12 protein-coding genes are annotated in these 14,154 nt (G+C 58.2%); 3 read left to right on the forward strand and 9 right to left on the reverse strand.

Going from position 1 to position 14,154, the window contains the following annotated elements:
• The first annotated feature begins 152 nt into the window (after positions 1-152).
• Positions 153-1,058 carry a glycosyl transferase family protein gene (locus tag BMY55_RS00685; protein ID WP_091427407.1) on the forward strand — a complete coding sequence of 302 codons (906 nt, stop codon included), beginning with the start codon at positions 153-155 and terminating at the stop codon, positions 1,056-1,058.
• Positions 1,059-1,064: 6 nt separating this feature from the next.
• Here the strand turns inward: BMY55_RS00685 and BMY55_RS00690 are convergent, their stop codons facing one another.
• Positions 1,065-1,289: a hexameric tyrosine-coordinated heme protein gene (locus BMY55_RS00690; RefSeq protein WP_177179264.1), complete on the reverse strand. Its 225-nt coding sequence runs from the start codon at positions 1,287-1,289 to the stop codon at positions 1,065-1,067.
• A gap of 161 nt (positions 1,290-1,450) precedes the next feature.
• On the opposite strand from BMY55_RS00690, the gene BMY55_RS00695 reads away from it, so the two are divergent.
• Positions 1,451-2,464, forward strand: a complete 1,014-nt coding sequence (locus BMY55_RS00695; protein WP_091427409.1) for a C-terminal binding protein — start codon at positions 1,451-1,453, stop codon at positions 2,462-2,464.
• An 8-nt stretch (positions 2,465-2,472) separates the two neighbouring features.
• Here the strand turns inward: BMY55_RS00695 and BMY55_RS00700 are convergent, their stop codons facing one another.
• The 5 genes from BMY55_RS00700 to BMY55_RS00720 all read right to left on the reverse strand — a co-directional run bounded on the left by BMY55_RS00700 (position 2,473) and on the right by BMY55_RS00720 (position 8,657).
• On the reverse strand, positions 2,473-3,312 hold the full coding sequence (locus BMY55_RS00700; RefSeq protein ID WP_091427412.1) for a DMT family transporter: 840 nt from the start codon (positions 3,310-3,312) through the stop codon (positions 2,473-2,475).
• Complete coding sequence (pbfA, locus tag BMY55_RS00705; protein ID WP_091427413.1) at positions 3,309-4,664, reverse strand: (R)-1-hydroxy-2-aminoethylphosphonate ammonia-lyase; 1,356 nt, start codon at positions 4,662-4,664, stop codon at positions 3,309-3,311. The genes BMY55_RS00700 and pbfA overlap by 4 nt, the downstream gene beginning before the upstream one ends.
• A 75-nt stretch (positions 4,665-4,739) precedes the next feature.
• The gene (gene phnY / locus BMY55_RS00710) at positions 4,740-6,188 is read right to left on the reverse strand and encodes a phosphonoacetaldehyde dehydrogenase (protein WP_091431880.1); all 1,449 of its coding nucleotides are present in this window, start codon (positions 6,186-6,188) and stop codon (positions 4,740-4,742) included.
• Between the two features lie 16 nt (positions 6,189-6,204).
• Positions 6,205-7,449, reverse strand: coding sequence for a phosphonoacetate hydrolase (phnA, locus tag BMY55_RS00715; protein WP_091427415.1), 1,245 nt, complete (start codon positions 7,447-7,449; stop codon positions 6,205-6,207).
• A gap of 20 nt (positions 7,450-7,469) precedes the next feature.
• On the reverse strand, positions 7,470-8,657 hold the full coding sequence (locus tag BMY55_RS00720) for a 2-aminoethylphosphonate--pyruvate transaminase (protein ID WP_091427417.1): 1,188 nt from the start codon (positions 8,655-8,657) through the stop codon (positions 7,470-7,472).
• 117 nt (positions 8,658-8,774) lie between these two features.
• Here BMY55_RS00720 and BMY55_RS00725 point away from each other — a divergent pair, with 117 nt between their 5' ends.
• On the forward strand, positions 8,775-9,662 hold the full coding sequence (locus tag BMY55_RS00725) for a LysR substrate-binding domain-containing protein (RefSeq protein WP_245744614.1): 888 nt from the start codon (positions 8,775-8,777) through the stop codon (positions 9,660-9,662).
• Between the two features lie 32 nt (positions 9,663-9,694).
• On the opposite strand, the gene BMY55_RS00730 is transcribed toward BMY55_RS00725, so the two are convergent.
• The 3 genes from BMY55_RS00730 to BMY55_RS00740 all read right to left on the reverse strand — a co-directional run bounded on the left by BMY55_RS00730 (position 9,695) and on the right by BMY55_RS00740 (position 13,978).
• Positions 9,695-11,713, reverse strand: coding sequence for a putative 2-aminoethylphosphonate ABC transporter permease subunit (locus BMY55_RS00730; RefSeq protein WP_091427419.1), 2,019 nt, complete (start codon positions 11,711-11,713; stop codon positions 9,695-9,697).
• A complete protein-coding gene (locus BMY55_RS00735; RefSeq protein ID WP_245744615.1) occupies positions 11,713-12,828 on the reverse strand; it encodes a putative 2-aminoethylphosphonate ABC transporter ATP-binding protein in 1,116 nt (371 codons plus the stop codon). The genes BMY55_RS00730 and BMY55_RS00735 overlap by 1 nt, the downstream gene beginning before the upstream one ends.
• Positions 12,829-12,955: 127 nt before the next feature.
• Positions 12,956-13,978, reverse strand: a complete 1,023-nt coding sequence (locus tag BMY55_RS00740) for a putative 2-aminoethylphosphonate ABC transporter substrate-binding protein (RefSeq protein ID WP_091431885.1) — start codon at positions 13,976-13,978, stop codon at positions 12,956-12,958.
• Between the last annotated feature and the right edge of the window lie 176 nt (positions 13,979-14,154).

Raw genomic sequence — 14,154 nt, forward strand, 5'->3', positions numbered from 1 at the left:
ATGCGGCAATGACAAAACTATGTGTCGCGCGCCACTTGATCCGTCTGGCCCCGGCGCTTTACTCTGGTCATGTTTCAATGTTGGTCTGAGCACGATCTGTCGGCTGGGGCTGACAATAGTACTGACCGCGCATCAATCAGGGAGGCCACCGAATGAGCTTGGCGGAATATGTGCGAATTCTGGGGCGTGGTCCGGGTCGTGCGCGATCTCTGACGCAGGACGAAGCCTATCGCGCCATGACGCTGATGCTGTCCGGTGAAGGTCCGCCCGAGGCCGTTGGCGCCATCCTGATGCTGATGCGGATGAAAGGCGAAACCGCAAGCGAGATTGCAGGATTTTCCAAAGCAGCGCAGGATGCTTTGCCTGCGGGACCGGCAGCCGATCTCGATTGGCCATGCTATGCGGCGGGGCGTACGCGTGGTGCGCCGTGGTTCCTTCACGCTGCGAAGGCCATCGCCCAGAACGAAACGCGCGTTTTGCTGCACGGCTGGAACAAGCCCGACGCACGGGTCCGTGCCGGACTGGACGTGCTTTCCATCCCCTTCTGCACCACTCTGGACGACGCGGCATCCGCGCTTGACCACGGACAGATTGCCTATCTGCCACTCGAGATAATTCACCCACGCCTTTTTGCACTGCTCAATCTGCGGGATGCTTTTGGACTCCGGTCATGTGTAAACACAGTGTGCAGAATGCTGAACCCCGGTCGCGCCGTGGCAAGCGTTCAGGGCGTGTTTCATCCATCATACCGGCTGTTGCAGGCCGACGCGGCACAGCTTCTTGGGTGGGAGGCATTGACGGTAATCAAAGGCGGCGGCGGCGAGTTCGAACGTCATCCCGGCAAGACCGTTGAAGCGTTTGGATTGCGTCAGGGCCGGCCCTGGCAAGGCAGCGTGCCGCCCTTGGTAAATGAAACCGCCCGCCTTCAGGATTATGATGGACCTCTGGTTCCCGTCGACGCGCCATTTGCGCAAGCCATGGTCGCTGGGACCATCGACCTTGCCCGTGACACACTTGCCGGAGCATGCCCATCTGGTCGCCAAAGGGATTCGGCCTGAGCGTGTTTACCGCCAGTAATCATTGGCCGCAGCGACCGTGGCAAAATGAGTTGCGACCACCTGACTGACCGCGATCAACGCCTCGGCGTCCTCTGCATATTCGGGGCGCATTCGACTGCGGGCTTCGTCATCGGGTTGGGTCATCTTGACCGCAACACGTGCCAGTTTGACAGCCATCTCATAGCCTTGCTCAGGTGTTTCCGTGATCAGGGATGGAAGCCAGGATGACATGATATGTCCTTTCACGCAGGCATCTTTCGCCCATAGTTTGGGTCCACCGCGCCGACAAAGCAACACCTCGCCTGATCCGACGAAACAGGTCTGTTCGCATTGGCCTATGATCGTGGTATCAGGTAGTGTTTTCAACAGGTTAAATATAACAGGAATACGCCATGAAAATCGTGCGGACGGACAGCGAGCTTCAGACGCCGAAACTGGACGCAGACCTGACTGCGGCCGGTCATGACCTGGTGCTGTTGCCGGGTGGGGTTACTGAGGATGTGATGTTGGCGGCAACGCGCGACGCCGATCTGATCCTGATGTGCTACACGCCGATCACGAAACGGATGATCGGCAACGCGACCCGGCTGAAAGGCATCGTGAAATATGGTGTCGGCATTGACGCTATCGACATTCCCGCCGCCATCGACGCGGGCGTGGCCGTGGTGAACGTGCCGGAATATGCGGAAGAGACGGTGGCCGAAGGTGCCTTTGCCTTGCTGATCGCGCTGGCCAAGAAACTGGCCACGCTTAACACCCATATGACATCTCAAGGATGGGCGTGGCCCGAACCCACATGGCTTGGGTCGGACATCGCCGGCAAGACCGTCGGGATTGTAGGGCTTGGCAAGATCGGGTGCAGCATGGCGCGCATGGCGGGGCTGGGGTTCCGGGCAAATGTGATCGCCTACAGCCCACATACCACGGCGGCGGAAATGGCGAGGCTGAGTGTGACGAAAGTTGACAACCTGCTTGACCTGATGACGCAAAGCGATTTCGTCACGATCCACGCAGTTCTGAACGATGACACCCGTGGCATGATTGGCGAGGCGGAGCTGCGGGCGATGAAGCCCTCCGCCTTTCTGATCAATGTATCTCGCGGTGCGATTGTGGACGAAGCTGCCCTTGTTCGGGCGATCCGCGAGGGCTGGATTTCCGGAGCGGGGTTGGATGTGTTCAGTCAGGAACCCCTGAGCAAAACGGGCCATCCGATGAGCGTGCTGTTTGACCACCCCAACGTGATCCTGTCGCCACATCTGACCTTCTATACCGAGGACGCAATGCAGCGGTTGGAGGGTGAAACGCTGGAACGGTGTTTCGAGGTGCTGGAAGGCCGCGACGTGCTGATCAAATCCCGCGACCCACGCCTGCGCGCGCAAACCAAGGGCGTGGTTTTTGCCGATTAGGGTGCGGGCTACCGCACCAAACCGATGAAGATGATCCCGGCCCCGACAGCCGCTGCCGACATAAGACGCCGTGCCCGCGGCCCTTCGCCAAACCAAAGAACGCCGATCAGGGCGGCGAAGATCACCGAAGTTTCGCGCAGCGCGGACACGATGCCCAGCGGCGCGATTGTCTTGGCATAGAGCACCAGCGCATAGGCGGTGCCAGACACCACACCCCCCATGAACCCGATCAAAAGCATTCTGGGCGGTTGCGCGCGCAACCGGTCCAAGCGGGAGGGAAACAGAAACAGAACGATCAGGATTTTCGACAGGAACAGCCAGCCAATATAGCCAAGCGCGCTGCCGGAAGTTCGCACGCCGAACCCATCGACCAACGTATAGGCTACCACGGTGCCTCCAACCGCCAAGGCCGCGAAAAGTGCGTTTCTGGAAATCGTCGCGCTGAATGCGCCTTGGGCAAGAAACATGATCCCTGCCGAGACGCTGAAAATGCCGATCCACGCCTGCAAAGGCAGCGTTTCGCCCACCCAAAACTGCGCGCCTAACGCGACAAGAACCGGGGCGAAGCCGCGCGCCACGGGATAAATGAAGCTCAGATCACCCAGACGATAGGCGACGCTCAGGAAATAGAAATAAAGCCAGTGAATCGCGACGGACGCGATCATAAAGGGCCATGCTGACGGATCCGGGATGGGCACGAACCCGATGAAGGTCAGGGCAAAGGCCACATGCCCCAAGGCCATCATGCCCAGCATGATCACCCTGTCCCCTGCCCCTTTTACCAGGGCATTCCACAGCGCGTGCAGGAAAGCAGCCGACAAAACAATCAAGGCGACTTGAGCAGTCATGCCGCGTCTTTGATCGCCGTCACCACAATCTCAAGCGCGCGGTCCAGATCATCGCGCGCGATGGTCAGCGGGGGCGACAGGGTCAACACACAGCCCTGGCTGATCTTGAAGCTCAGACCCGCTTCGAGACAGGCGTAATAAATCCGCTCTGCCTTCGCATTGCCAGGGGTTTTCAGGGCGCGGTCTTCGACGATTTCGACACCGAACATCAGACCGCGACCACGAATGTCGCCGACAATCGGGACATCTTGAAGACGATCCTGAAGCACATGCATCGCGTAGGTGCCAAGATCGGCGGACCGGGCGACCAGTCCTTCTTCCTCGATGATCTCGATCGTGGTCAGGGCGGCGCGGGATGTGACCGGGTTTTTTTCGTGCGTGTAATGCCCGATGGCGAAGTCACCGCAGACATCCAGTTCCTGTCGCGCCACGCAGGCCGCGATCGGAAGGATGCCGCCGCCCAGCGCTTTGCCCATGGTGACGATGTCGGGGATAATCTCGTCATGTTCGAACGCGAACATCTTGCCGGTCTTGCCCAGTCCGGTCGGAATTTCGTCCATGATCAAAAGTGCGCCGTGTCGGCTGCACGCCTCTCGCACGGTCTTCCAGAAACCGGGGGGCGGAACATACGGCACCGCACGCATGGGTTCCGCGATCACCGCGGCCACGTCGCCTTCGCGCTCCAGCACATATTCGACCATCCTGGCACAGGCCAATCCGCAGGCGTCGGGGCTTTCGTGATTATACGGGCAGCGATAGCAGGCAAACGGCGCGACATGTTCGGTGCCCGACAGAAGCGGCCCGGCGATGTGGCTGCGGAACGTCGCCTCGCCCCCCACGCTGGCCGCGCCCATCCCCGCGCCGTGAAACGCATCCCAGAACGAGATTGTCTTGAACCGCCCCGTCGCGGCACGCGCGATCTTCAACGCCACCTCATTGGCGTCCGACCCGCCAGTGGTGAACAGCACCTTGCCAAGATCGCCGGGCGCAATCGCGGCCAGTTTCTCGGCCAGTTGAACTGCCGGGTCATTGGTGAACCGCCGTGGTGCGAACGGCAGATCGTCCAACTGCGCCTTGATCGCGGCAATCAGTTTGGGGTGGCCATAACCGATATGGTGCACGGAATTTCCATGAAAATCCATGAAGCGGCGCCCGTCCATATCCTCGATCCAGATTCCGTCGGCCTTCGCAATGGTGCTGACACAGGGGCTGGACAGGCTTTGGTGCATGAACGCATCGGCGTCGCGTTTCAACAACGGACCGGATTTGGGCCCGATGGATTTCTTCAACCAAACCCGCCGTGCGTCCGACGTGTTGGATTCGCCTTCGGTGTGAACGATCTTGGTTGTCATGGCACCTCAAGAAGAAAAGGTGAGACCCGGACACCGGGCCTCACAGACAGGGAGGGGAAATGGTCGCGCACCACCCTAGTTCGGCCAGGGCAGCGAATAGGTTTTGACGTTGGTAAAGAACTTCATCGCTTCGGTGACGCCTTCCTTGACGGCATTGCCTGAATCCTTGATGCCGCCAAACGGCGATGTTTCGATCCGGTAGCCGGGCTGTTCCCAGATGTTGCAGGTCCCCACATCCAGACCGTTGATAAAGGCGATCGCGCGGTTCAGATCATTTGTGCAGACCCCCGAAGACAGGCCGAACTGGGTCGAGTTCGAGATCCGCATAACCTCGTCATCATCATCGGGCACACGGACGATTGGTATGATTGGGCCGAAAGTTTCCTCCATCACCAATTCACTGTCATGGGGCACGTGGTCGACCACAATGGGCGGCAGAAGCGCGCCGTCGCGACCGGGGTGATACAGGATTTCGGCACCATCCTTTTCGGCCATGAAGACGCGTTTTTCGAACAGTTCTGCCGCCTGCGCATGGATCACGCAACCCAGTTCCGTGTCGGGGTCTTGCGGATCGCCAAACTTGATCTTCTTGGCCTTCTCAAGCACCAGCGGCACGAACTTGTCAGCCACGCTTTCCTGCACCAGAATACGTTTGATCGCGGTGCAGCGCTGGCCGGAATTGCCCGTGGCCCCCGCCACCGCAATGGTCGCGGCCTTGTCCAGATCGACATCGCGCAGATCGTTGCAAACGATCAGAGGATCGTTGCCGCCAAGCTCGAGCGCCTGCCGCTTATAGGACGCCTTTTCAGCGATCATCTTGCCCACGGGCACGCCGCCGGTGAAGGTGATGATGTCGATGTTTTCGTTGACGATCATCTCCTCTCCGATATCCTGCGGCCAGCCGGTGACAACCTGGAACATCTCGGGCGGCAGGCCCGCTTCGTAAAGGATATCTGCCAGCGCAATCGCGGTCAGCGGCGTCAGCTCGGTTGGCTTGCAAACCATACAATTGTTGGTCGCAATCGACGGCGCAATCTTGTGGCTGACCATGTTCAGCGGATGGTTGAACGGCGTGATCGCGCTGATCGCCCGCACCGGTTCGCGCTTGGTGAAAATCTTGCGCTCTTTCCCGTTGTGGGTCAGGTCACACGAGAAAATCTCGCCATCGTCATTCAATGCCTGCGCGGCAGCGAACTGATAGACATCCTGCGCGCGCTTGGTCTCGTAAATGGCGTGCTGGTGACAAATGCCCAACTCCAGCACCAGCCACTTGGCCAGAAACTCGCGCCGCTCACCGATCAGTTCACCCGCACGTTGCAGGATTTGCGACCGTTCATAACGCGATAGCTTCGACTTGTAGTTCGCCGCAATGTCAAATGCGCGACGGGCGTGTTCAGCCTGACCGGCGGGCACTGTGCCGATGACCTCATCAGTATAGGGATACTTCACCGGAACGACATCGTCAGTGAACACGATCTCGCCGCCGATGCGCATACCTTCGTGGCGGATGTGGTCTTTGCTCATCACGTTATCCTTCATATCAAAGCGCCGCTGCCTGAGTGGCATAGAAGAACGCGTCGAAGTTCCGCAGCACCGGGCGCTCCGGCAGGGGCAGAACGCGGTTGCAGATGAACGGCACCTCTTGTTCGGTCAGTCCACCGTGGCTGCGCAAAGGTTCGTTCAGCGCGGCCAGATCGTGACGATGTTCTGATGTTCCGATGCAGATGTTTTCGCCCGACACCAGAACGATGTCACCAATCCGATCCGCAGGCAATTCAAAGCGGGCAACCGCCTCGGTGTTGGTCAGCACATCCGTAATCCCATCCGTGGCGCGCAGCTTGGCCATGATGTCATCCTGATCGGCACTGTCGGGCAGATAGGCCGTCGCAAACGAACCAAGCGCGCCATGGTGCACAACATAAGGGTCGGTGATCGGCAGGATCAGGCGCGCAGCAGCTTCGCCCAGCCATTGGTCAAGCAAGTCTTGCACATAAACGACCGAGGGCGAGCCATCAGCGTGATGCTTGGGCTTCATACCGTGGTCGGCGGTCACGACAATGGCGGCACCCATCGCATCCAGCTCGGTCAGATACTTGTCGAACATCTCGTAAAACGCTTTCGCCTGGGCCTGATCGGGGGCGTATTTGTGCTGCACGTAATCGGTGGTGGTCAGATACATCACGTCCGGTTTCCATTCGCGCAGCAGCTTGACGCCGGCGGCAAAGACAAACTCGGAAAGTTCAGCGGAGTATACCTCGGGTTGGGCCATGCCCAGCCATTTGCTGGCCGCATCCTGACCGTGCTCTGCTTGGGTCGACGTGTCGGATTTCTCGGCCGAGAAGCACTTGGCGCGGTCCTCATCAAACTTCAACCCCGCCCCCAGAAGGGCACGCAACTTGTCTTTGGCCGTTACCACTGCGACACGCGCTCCCGCCTCGTAAAACTGTGAAAAGATCGTCGGCGCGCGCAGAAAACGCACGTCGTTCATCATCACCTCTTCTCCGGTCTCCGGTTCATACAGGTAATTGCCGCAAATCCCGTGCACGACCGGCGGGCGGCCCGTGGCAATAGACAGGTTGTTAGGGTTGGTAAACGACGGGACCACCGAATGCGCCAGCCGGTCGGTGCCGGTTTCCCGCATCCGCTTCAAGGTCGGCATCAACCCGTCGGCAATCGCCTTGTCCAGATACTCCGGCTCGCACCCATCAAGGCAGATCGCAATCGCACAGGTTTTCGGAGCAGGGTAAGCGCGCCCGTTCACGACGACGGGGGATTGAATGGTCATAGAGTATTCCTTCGTATTTATCAGGCAGCCAGTTTGGCGCGTTCTTCAAGTGCGATGGCAGGTGGGGCGGCGCTTTCGACGCCCATCTCGTTCAGTGTTTCCTTGGCGGCGGTCACAACCTGCCGCATGACATTCTCATCCATCTGACCAATGCAGCCGATGCGGAAACTGTCCACGACGGTCAATTTGCCCGGGTAGATGATGAACCCTTTGCCTTTCATAAGCTCATAGAAGCGGTCAAAGACGAAGTTTTCATCCGCCGGACAGAAGAATGTCACGATGATCGGCGACAACCAGCGATCTTTCAGTAGGGTTTCAAACCCAAGCGCGCGCATCCCATCGACCAAAACATCGCGATTGCGCGTATAGCGCCCGCCACGACCGGCAACACCGCCTTCGGCTTCGTGCCCGCGCAACGCCTCAAGGAAGGCGGCGACCACATGGGTGGGCGGAGTGAACCGCCATTGTCCGGTCTTGTTCATATGCGCCCACTGCGCGTGGACATCCAGGCTCAGCGAATGACTGTTGCCCTTGGCGGTTTCCAGTTCTGACTTACGCGCGATGATGAAGCCGAAACCCGGCACACCTTCGATGCACTTGTTTGCCGAAGATACCATCGCTTCGTAGCGAATGTCTGCGACCCTCAACTCGATCGCGCCAAAGGCTGACATCGAGTCGATCAGGAGCTTCCGTCCGGCAGCATATGTTGCTTCCGAGATTTCCTCGACCGGGTTCAAAATGCCAGAGCTTGTTTCGCAATGGATCGCGACGACATGGGTGATCGCCGGGTCGTCGGCCAATATCTGCGCGACCTCGTCGCCACGCGGCGGCAGGTAATCGCCCTTATTCAGCACAACATGTTCGCGGCCAAGATACTCCAGCGTCTGCGCCGAGCGCATCCCATAGGCGCCGTTGGCCAACACCAACGCTTTGCCATCACGCGGAATGAAGGACGCCAGCATCGCTTCGACCGAGAACGAGCCGCTGCCCTGCATGGGCACACAATCGAAGTCATCGGACCCGTCGCCAAGCAATGCCAAAAGGCGCGCGCGCATGTCCCGCGTCATGGCGCGGAAGTCATCATCCCAGCTGCCCCAGTCGCGCAGCATCGCTTCTTTCACTGCGTAAGACGTGGTCAAGGGACCGGGGGTCAGAAGATACGGCTCGCCCAAACGCGGCGGTTCGATTTTGAGGTCTGCGGCGGTCATGATCTGTCTCCGAAAGGGGGGAACGCAAGAACAGCATTGCAGCAGTTTCATCCATATGTGAAATTGCAATTAACGATCAAAGCATAAGTTGTGCCTATACCAGAAATAAGCGGAAAGATGATGCGCCACAGCCAGTTGAAAGCCTTTCACCACGTCGCCCTGTTGGGTGGATTCTCGCGCGCCGCCGAGGCGCTTTTCCTGACCCAGCCCGCAATCTCGGAGCAGGTAAAAAAACTGGAGCAGGAACACGACACCCTGTTGTTTCACCGCGAACGCAAACGCGTTCGGTTGACCGAAGAAGGTGCACAGCTTTTCCTGTTCACCAAGCAATATTTCGAGATCGAGCAGAAGATCGAGGATTACATGTCCTCGACCAGTGCCGCGATTGACGGAGAGTTGCGCATCATCGCCGACAGCGCCCACCATATCACCCACTTCCTGGGTGATTTCCGCACCCGCTATCCCAATATCTCGGTCACATTGCGCACCGGGAACACCGAGGAAATTCTGGAAGACCTGCGCGCCTACAACGCCGAAATCGGCATCGTCGGAAGCCTGACTCCCGGTGCCGACATGACGGCGCTGAACCTTGGAACAACCAAGATCACAGCCTTTGCTGCGTGCGGATCGTTGTTGGCTGCGCGCCCAGCGCTCAGCCTGCAAGACCTGGCGGATCTTCCGCTGATTTTTCGCGAACAGGGGTCCAAGACACGACAGAAGCTGGAGGAGCGGGCGAAGCAGAAAGGCGTGACCCTGACCCCTGCCATCGTTGCCGAAGGGCGCGAGGCTGTGCGCGAGGTTGTCGCTTCGGGCGCGGGAATCGGGTTTGTGTCGCAAGCCGAGTACGGGCACGATGACCGGCTGACCCAGATCACGCTTGTCGATGCCGATATCGAGATGAGCGAGACATTGGTGCATTTGGCACAACGGAGCGATGTCAAAGTGATCCGCGCCTTCATGGAGTTTGCACGCAAGGCTCAGGACGAAAAAAGCGCCGGCGATTAGGCCAGCGCTTCGCGGGCTTCACCAGTTGGCAATCAACGTGTCCGCCATGCCTGCGTGCGCGTCAGGACACCCTTGGATACAATCAGGTGAATGATCCGTGCCAGTGCGTTGGTGTAGAAGATCATCATCCCCATCGCCGCCGCCGGGGCAATGTCACCCGCATCGTCCATGTTCAACACTGCAATCGACGCCAGCGATGTCTTGGGCGAATACAGGAACACCACCGCCGACACCGTCGTCATCGCATTGACGAACAGATAGATCGAGATATCCAGGATCGACGGCAGGCACACCGGCACCGTGACCCGGCTGAACAGTTTCATGGTCGGTTGCTTCAGAGATGCCGACACGGACTCAAACTCGCGATCCATCTGTTTCAATGCGGTGACGGCCGTCAGGTGTGAAACGGTGTAGAAATGCGTCACCGAGCAGATCACCAGAATCGCCATAGTGCCATAGATCGCATTCAGCGGGTTGGACGGGTTGTTGAAAAAGAAGATATACGCCAGGCCCAGCACCATGCCCGGAATGGCCATGGGCAACATGGCGAACATCTGAAAGAGTGCGCGACCGGTTCTGAAGCCATTGGTCTTCTCGACCAGATATGCGCCGAAGAACACGATGGCCGTTCCGAACACTGCCGTCAGCAGGCCCAGCTTGATCGAGTTGTAATAAGACCCCCAACCGCCGCCATCCATCCGGTCGAATTGATAATTGTTCAGGCTCAAGCTCAGGTCATAGGGCCAGAACTTGATCAGGGCCGCGAATTGACAGACCGCCAGAATGCCGATGATGAACAGGCCGACAATGGCGCAATAGATGAACGAGATCGTGTCAGTACGCTTGTCGGGCTGCGGCTGATAGGGAACCGAGCGCGCCGACAAAAGCGCCACCTGCTTTGACTGCACCAACCGGTCGATGGCAAAGGCGAAGATCGCGGGGATGACCAACACGACCGACACCACCGCGCCCATTTCAAAGTTCTGCTGGCCGATAACCTGTTTGTAGATATCCACCGCCAACACGTTGAACTGACCACCGATCACCTTTGGCAGGCCGAAATCGGTGATCACGAGGTTGAACACCACGAACGCCGCCGAGATCAGGCCATAGCGTGCACCGGGAATGGTGACAGTCCAGAAGGTGCGCCAACGGGTTGCCCGCAAACTGGCCGCCGCTTCGTAAAGACGCGCATCCGAGATCGCCAACGCGGTCGAGATAATCATGAAGGCGTGTGGGAACGTAAAGAATATCGACCCGATGACGATCCCGATCGGGCCATAGATGCTGGCCCCGAACAACAGCTCTTTCATCATGCCCTGATTGCCGAACAGATAGACCAGCGCGATCCCCGGCAACAGCGATGGCACGAGGATTGGTGCCATGGCGATCAAGCGGAACACGCCTTTGTAACGCATGCAGCTGCGGTTGAGCGCATAGGCAAACCAGAAGGCCAGCATCACGGTCACAATTGTGCTGACCACTGCGATCCAAAGCGAGTTTTTGATCGAGTTGAACAGCGCAGGCGTCGAGAAATAATTGATGAAGTTGTCAAACCCGGTTGCTTTAACAGGTCGCAACTGCACCCGGCGGAAGGTGTTGCTATCCAGCGTCACCCAATCGGTGCCATCCTGAAGCGTCGATCCGACCAGAAACCGACCGGCCTGGCTGGTGTTTCGGATTTGATACATGACCGGACTGCGGAAACTGAAATCCGGAAAAAAGCCCGTCACACCAATGCGCCCATCCGATCCGGCGCTTAGATCAAACTCATCAATCGCCCCGGTTTGCGCGTTCAACTCCGCGCCGTTCAAGACGGTGCCATCAAACACGCCATCCTCGTCGCTGACCTGGAATTCATACTGGGACAGCTCAAAACGATAGGTCGAAAACGATTTTGACAGCATGGCATAAAGCGGAAACGCCAAGGTAATGACCAGATACAGGGCAATAACCAGCATTCCGCCGCGCATCATGATGTCATCACGGCTCAGCTTGCCTTTGATGGTCGGGCCACCGGGCAGTTGTGAAAGATCGGTCGCGTCGGCCATCAACTTGCCTCCGGGCGGTCGAAAGCCATCAAGCGATCGGTGGGCAATTCGATGACCATCTTGCGACCTTCTCCCAACCCAAGCCGGCGTACCGCATTGATCGAGAAATCAGCGATCAGTTCGGACTGGCCAAAGCGGTCGTTGCGCAAGCGGCAGCGCCAGAACGATCCCAGAAACTCCATTTCATGCAGCAACACGTCGATGCAGTTGCGGTTCGGATCTTCTGCGCTATAGCCGTCTTCGTGAGGGATGATATCTTCGGGACGAATGGCCGCCACAACGACGGTGCCATCTTTGAAGCTGTGTTCATGGCAGGCGAAAGTCTTTTCACCCACGCTGAGCCGGCCACCCTTGGCAACCATTGATTCAACCTGGTTCATCTCGCCGATGAAATCAGCAACGAACAGGTTTGCAGGTTCGCGATAAATTTCAGTGGGCGAACCGACCTGTTCGATCACACCATGGTTCATCACCACGATCCGGTCGGCCATCGCCAAGGCTTCTTCCTGATCATGCGTCACCATCACTGTGGTCACACCCAGCTTGCGCTGAAGCTCTTTGATCTCGTGACGCAGGTGAACGCGCACTTTGGCATCCAGCGCGGAAAGCGGTTCATCCAGCAACAGCAGGCCGGGGTTGGTGGCAATCGCACGGGCCAGCGCAATCCGTTGTTGTTGCCCGCCGGACAGTTGCGCCGGATATTTGGTGCCCTGCTCGGGCAGCCCGACCAGTTCCAGCAACTCGCTGACCCTGACGGCAATCTCGGATTTGCTGCGGCCGGTGTTTTCCAGCCCAAAGGCGATATTCTTTTTGATCGTCAGGTTGGGAAACAAGGCATAGGATTGGAAGACGATACCAAAATCCCGCTCGGACGGCGGCAGGTTCGACACATCCTTGCCGTCCTGCATGACGGTTCCCTTGGTTTGCAGATCAAGCCCTGCGATAGCCCGGAGCAAGGTCGTCTTGCCACAGCCTGACGGGCCAAGGAAGCACACGAACTCACCCTCTTTAACGTCCAGAGAGACATCTTTCAGCGCGAGAAACGTGCCGAAAGCTTTCCACAGCTTATCGATGCTGAGATAGGTTTTCTGGCCTATAGCAGTGTCTTGTATCACAGGCTTGTCCTTACATATTCCGTTGGCTTACGGCCAAATCTGTCCGGTCGCGACCGGGCGCGCGTGTCAGGTCTGGAAGGGGCTTGGGTGAAAGCGGGGAGCATCAGCTGTCCCCCGCTCACTTAGCTTATGACTTGGGTTCGGACTTGCCGTCATAGCGGCTCTGCCATTCTTCAAGAATGGCCGCCCGATTGTTGGCTGCAAACTCAAAATCATTGTCGATCATTGCGTCCAGCAGACCCTCGGGGAAGTGCTCAACCGGCTTGGCGATGCCGGGATAGGCAACAACCGCATAGCCGGTATTGTACATCTCGTTGGCTTCCTTGGTGACGGTGAAATCAACCAGCGCCTGCGCGGCTTCAAGATTGGCTGTGCCCGCAACGATTGCCGTGGCCTCCATGTCCCAACCGACCCCTTCGGACGGCACGATGATTTCCAGCGGCGCACCGTCGGCTTTCGACTTGGCACCACGGAAGGCAAACGAGATGCCGATCGGAATTTCACCCGACGCGGCCAGCTTGCAAGGTTTGGAGCCGGAATGGGTATAGCGCGCGATGTTTTCATGCAGCGCGTCCATATACTCCCAGCCGCCTTCTTCACCAAACATTTGCAGCCAGCTGGACACGTCCAGGAAACCTGTGCCGGACGAATTTGGGTTCGGCATGATCACATGACCCGCATACATGGGATCGGTCAGATCCTTCCACGATGTCGGTGGTTTCAGTCCAAGCTTCTCGGCCTCGACGGTGTTATAGCAGACCGAGGCGACCCAGGCGTCCATGCCAACCCAGGCGGGCGGGTTGTCGCCATCCACGAATTTCGGATCAAGGTTTTCAACACCGGCCGGGGCATAAGGCTCAAGCATCCCTTCGGATTTCAGCAGCAACAATGACGTGGCTGCCAGACCCCAGATCACGTCTGCTTGCGGGTTGTCACGCTCGGCTAACAGTTTTGCGGTGATGATCCCGGTGGAATCGCGCACCCAGTTGATCTTGATGTCGGGGTTGCTCTGGTTGAACGTCTCGGCGTAGCGGGCCAGATCTTCGGCTTCTACGGCAGTATAGACCGTCAGTTCTGTCTCTGCGACCGCAGCGGTAGCAAAGGCGACGCTAGCCAGAAAGGACGTCAGTCTTTTCGCTGTGTGTTTCATTATCTTCTCCTCTGTTGATCTTCTGTTGTCGTGGCGGGAGCGATCAACTTCCACGCCATCCTTTTTCAAGCCAGTTTGGCAGGTTCTGACGACAAGAAAAATCGATTATACCTACCATATGATTGGCCTGCCTTATACCATATCCAGCCACTGGGGCTTGGCGCGTGAGCCTCGCT

It is taken from the genome of Aliiroseovarius sediminilitoris (assembly GCF_900109955.1).
GTDB lineage: Bacteria > Pseudomonadota > Alphaproteobacteria > Rhodobacterales > Rhodobacteraceae > Aliiroseovarius > Aliiroseovarius sediminilitoris.

Excerpts from the sequence above, each read along its gene's own strand:
- phnY (WP_091431880.1), bottom strand. The coding sequence starts at position 6,188 with ATGAGCAAAGACCACATCCGCCACGAAGGTATGCGCATCGGCGGCGAG.
- BMY55_RS00700 (WP_091427412.1), bottom strand. The coding sequence starts at position 3,312 with ATGACTGCTCAAGTCGCCTTGATTGTTTTGTCGGCTGCTTTCCTGCAC.
- BMY55_RS00720 (WP_091427417.1), bottom strand. The coding sequence starts at position 8,657 with ATGACCGCCGCAGACCTCAAAATCGAACCGCCGCGTTTGGGCGAGCCG.
- BMY55_RS00740 (WP_091431885.1), bottom strand. The coding sequence starts at position 13,978 with ATGAAACACACAGCGAAAAGACTGACGTCCTTTCTGGCTAGCGTCGCC.
- BMY55_RS00695 (WP_091427409.1), top strand. The coding sequence starts at position 1,451 with ATGAAAATCGTGCGGACGGACAGCGAGCTTCAGACGCCGAAACTGGAC.
- pbfA (WP_091427413.1), bottom strand. The coding sequence starts at position 4,664 with ATGACAACCAAGATCGTTCACACCGAAGGCGAATCCAACACGTCGGAC.
- BMY55_RS00725 (WP_245744614.1), top strand. The coding sequence starts at position 8,775 with ATGATGCGCCACAGCCAGTTGAAAGCCTTTCACCACGTCGCCCTGTTG.
- BMY55_RS00690 (WP_177179264.1), bottom strand. The coding sequence starts at position 1,289 with ATGTCATCCTGGCTTCCATCCCTGATCACGGAAACACCTGAGCAAGGC.
- BMY55_RS00685 (WP_091427407.1), top strand. The coding sequence starts at position 153 with ATGAGCTTGGCGGAATATGTGCGAATTCTGGGGCGTGGTCCGGGTCGT.
- phnA (WP_091427415.1), bottom strand. The coding sequence starts at position 7,449 with ATGACCATTCAATCCCCCGTCGTCGTGAACGGGCGCGCTTACCCTGCT.
- BMY55_RS00730 (WP_091427419.1), bottom strand. The coding sequence starts at position 11,713 with ATGGCCGACGCGACCGATCTTTCACAACTGCCCGGTGGCCCGACCATC.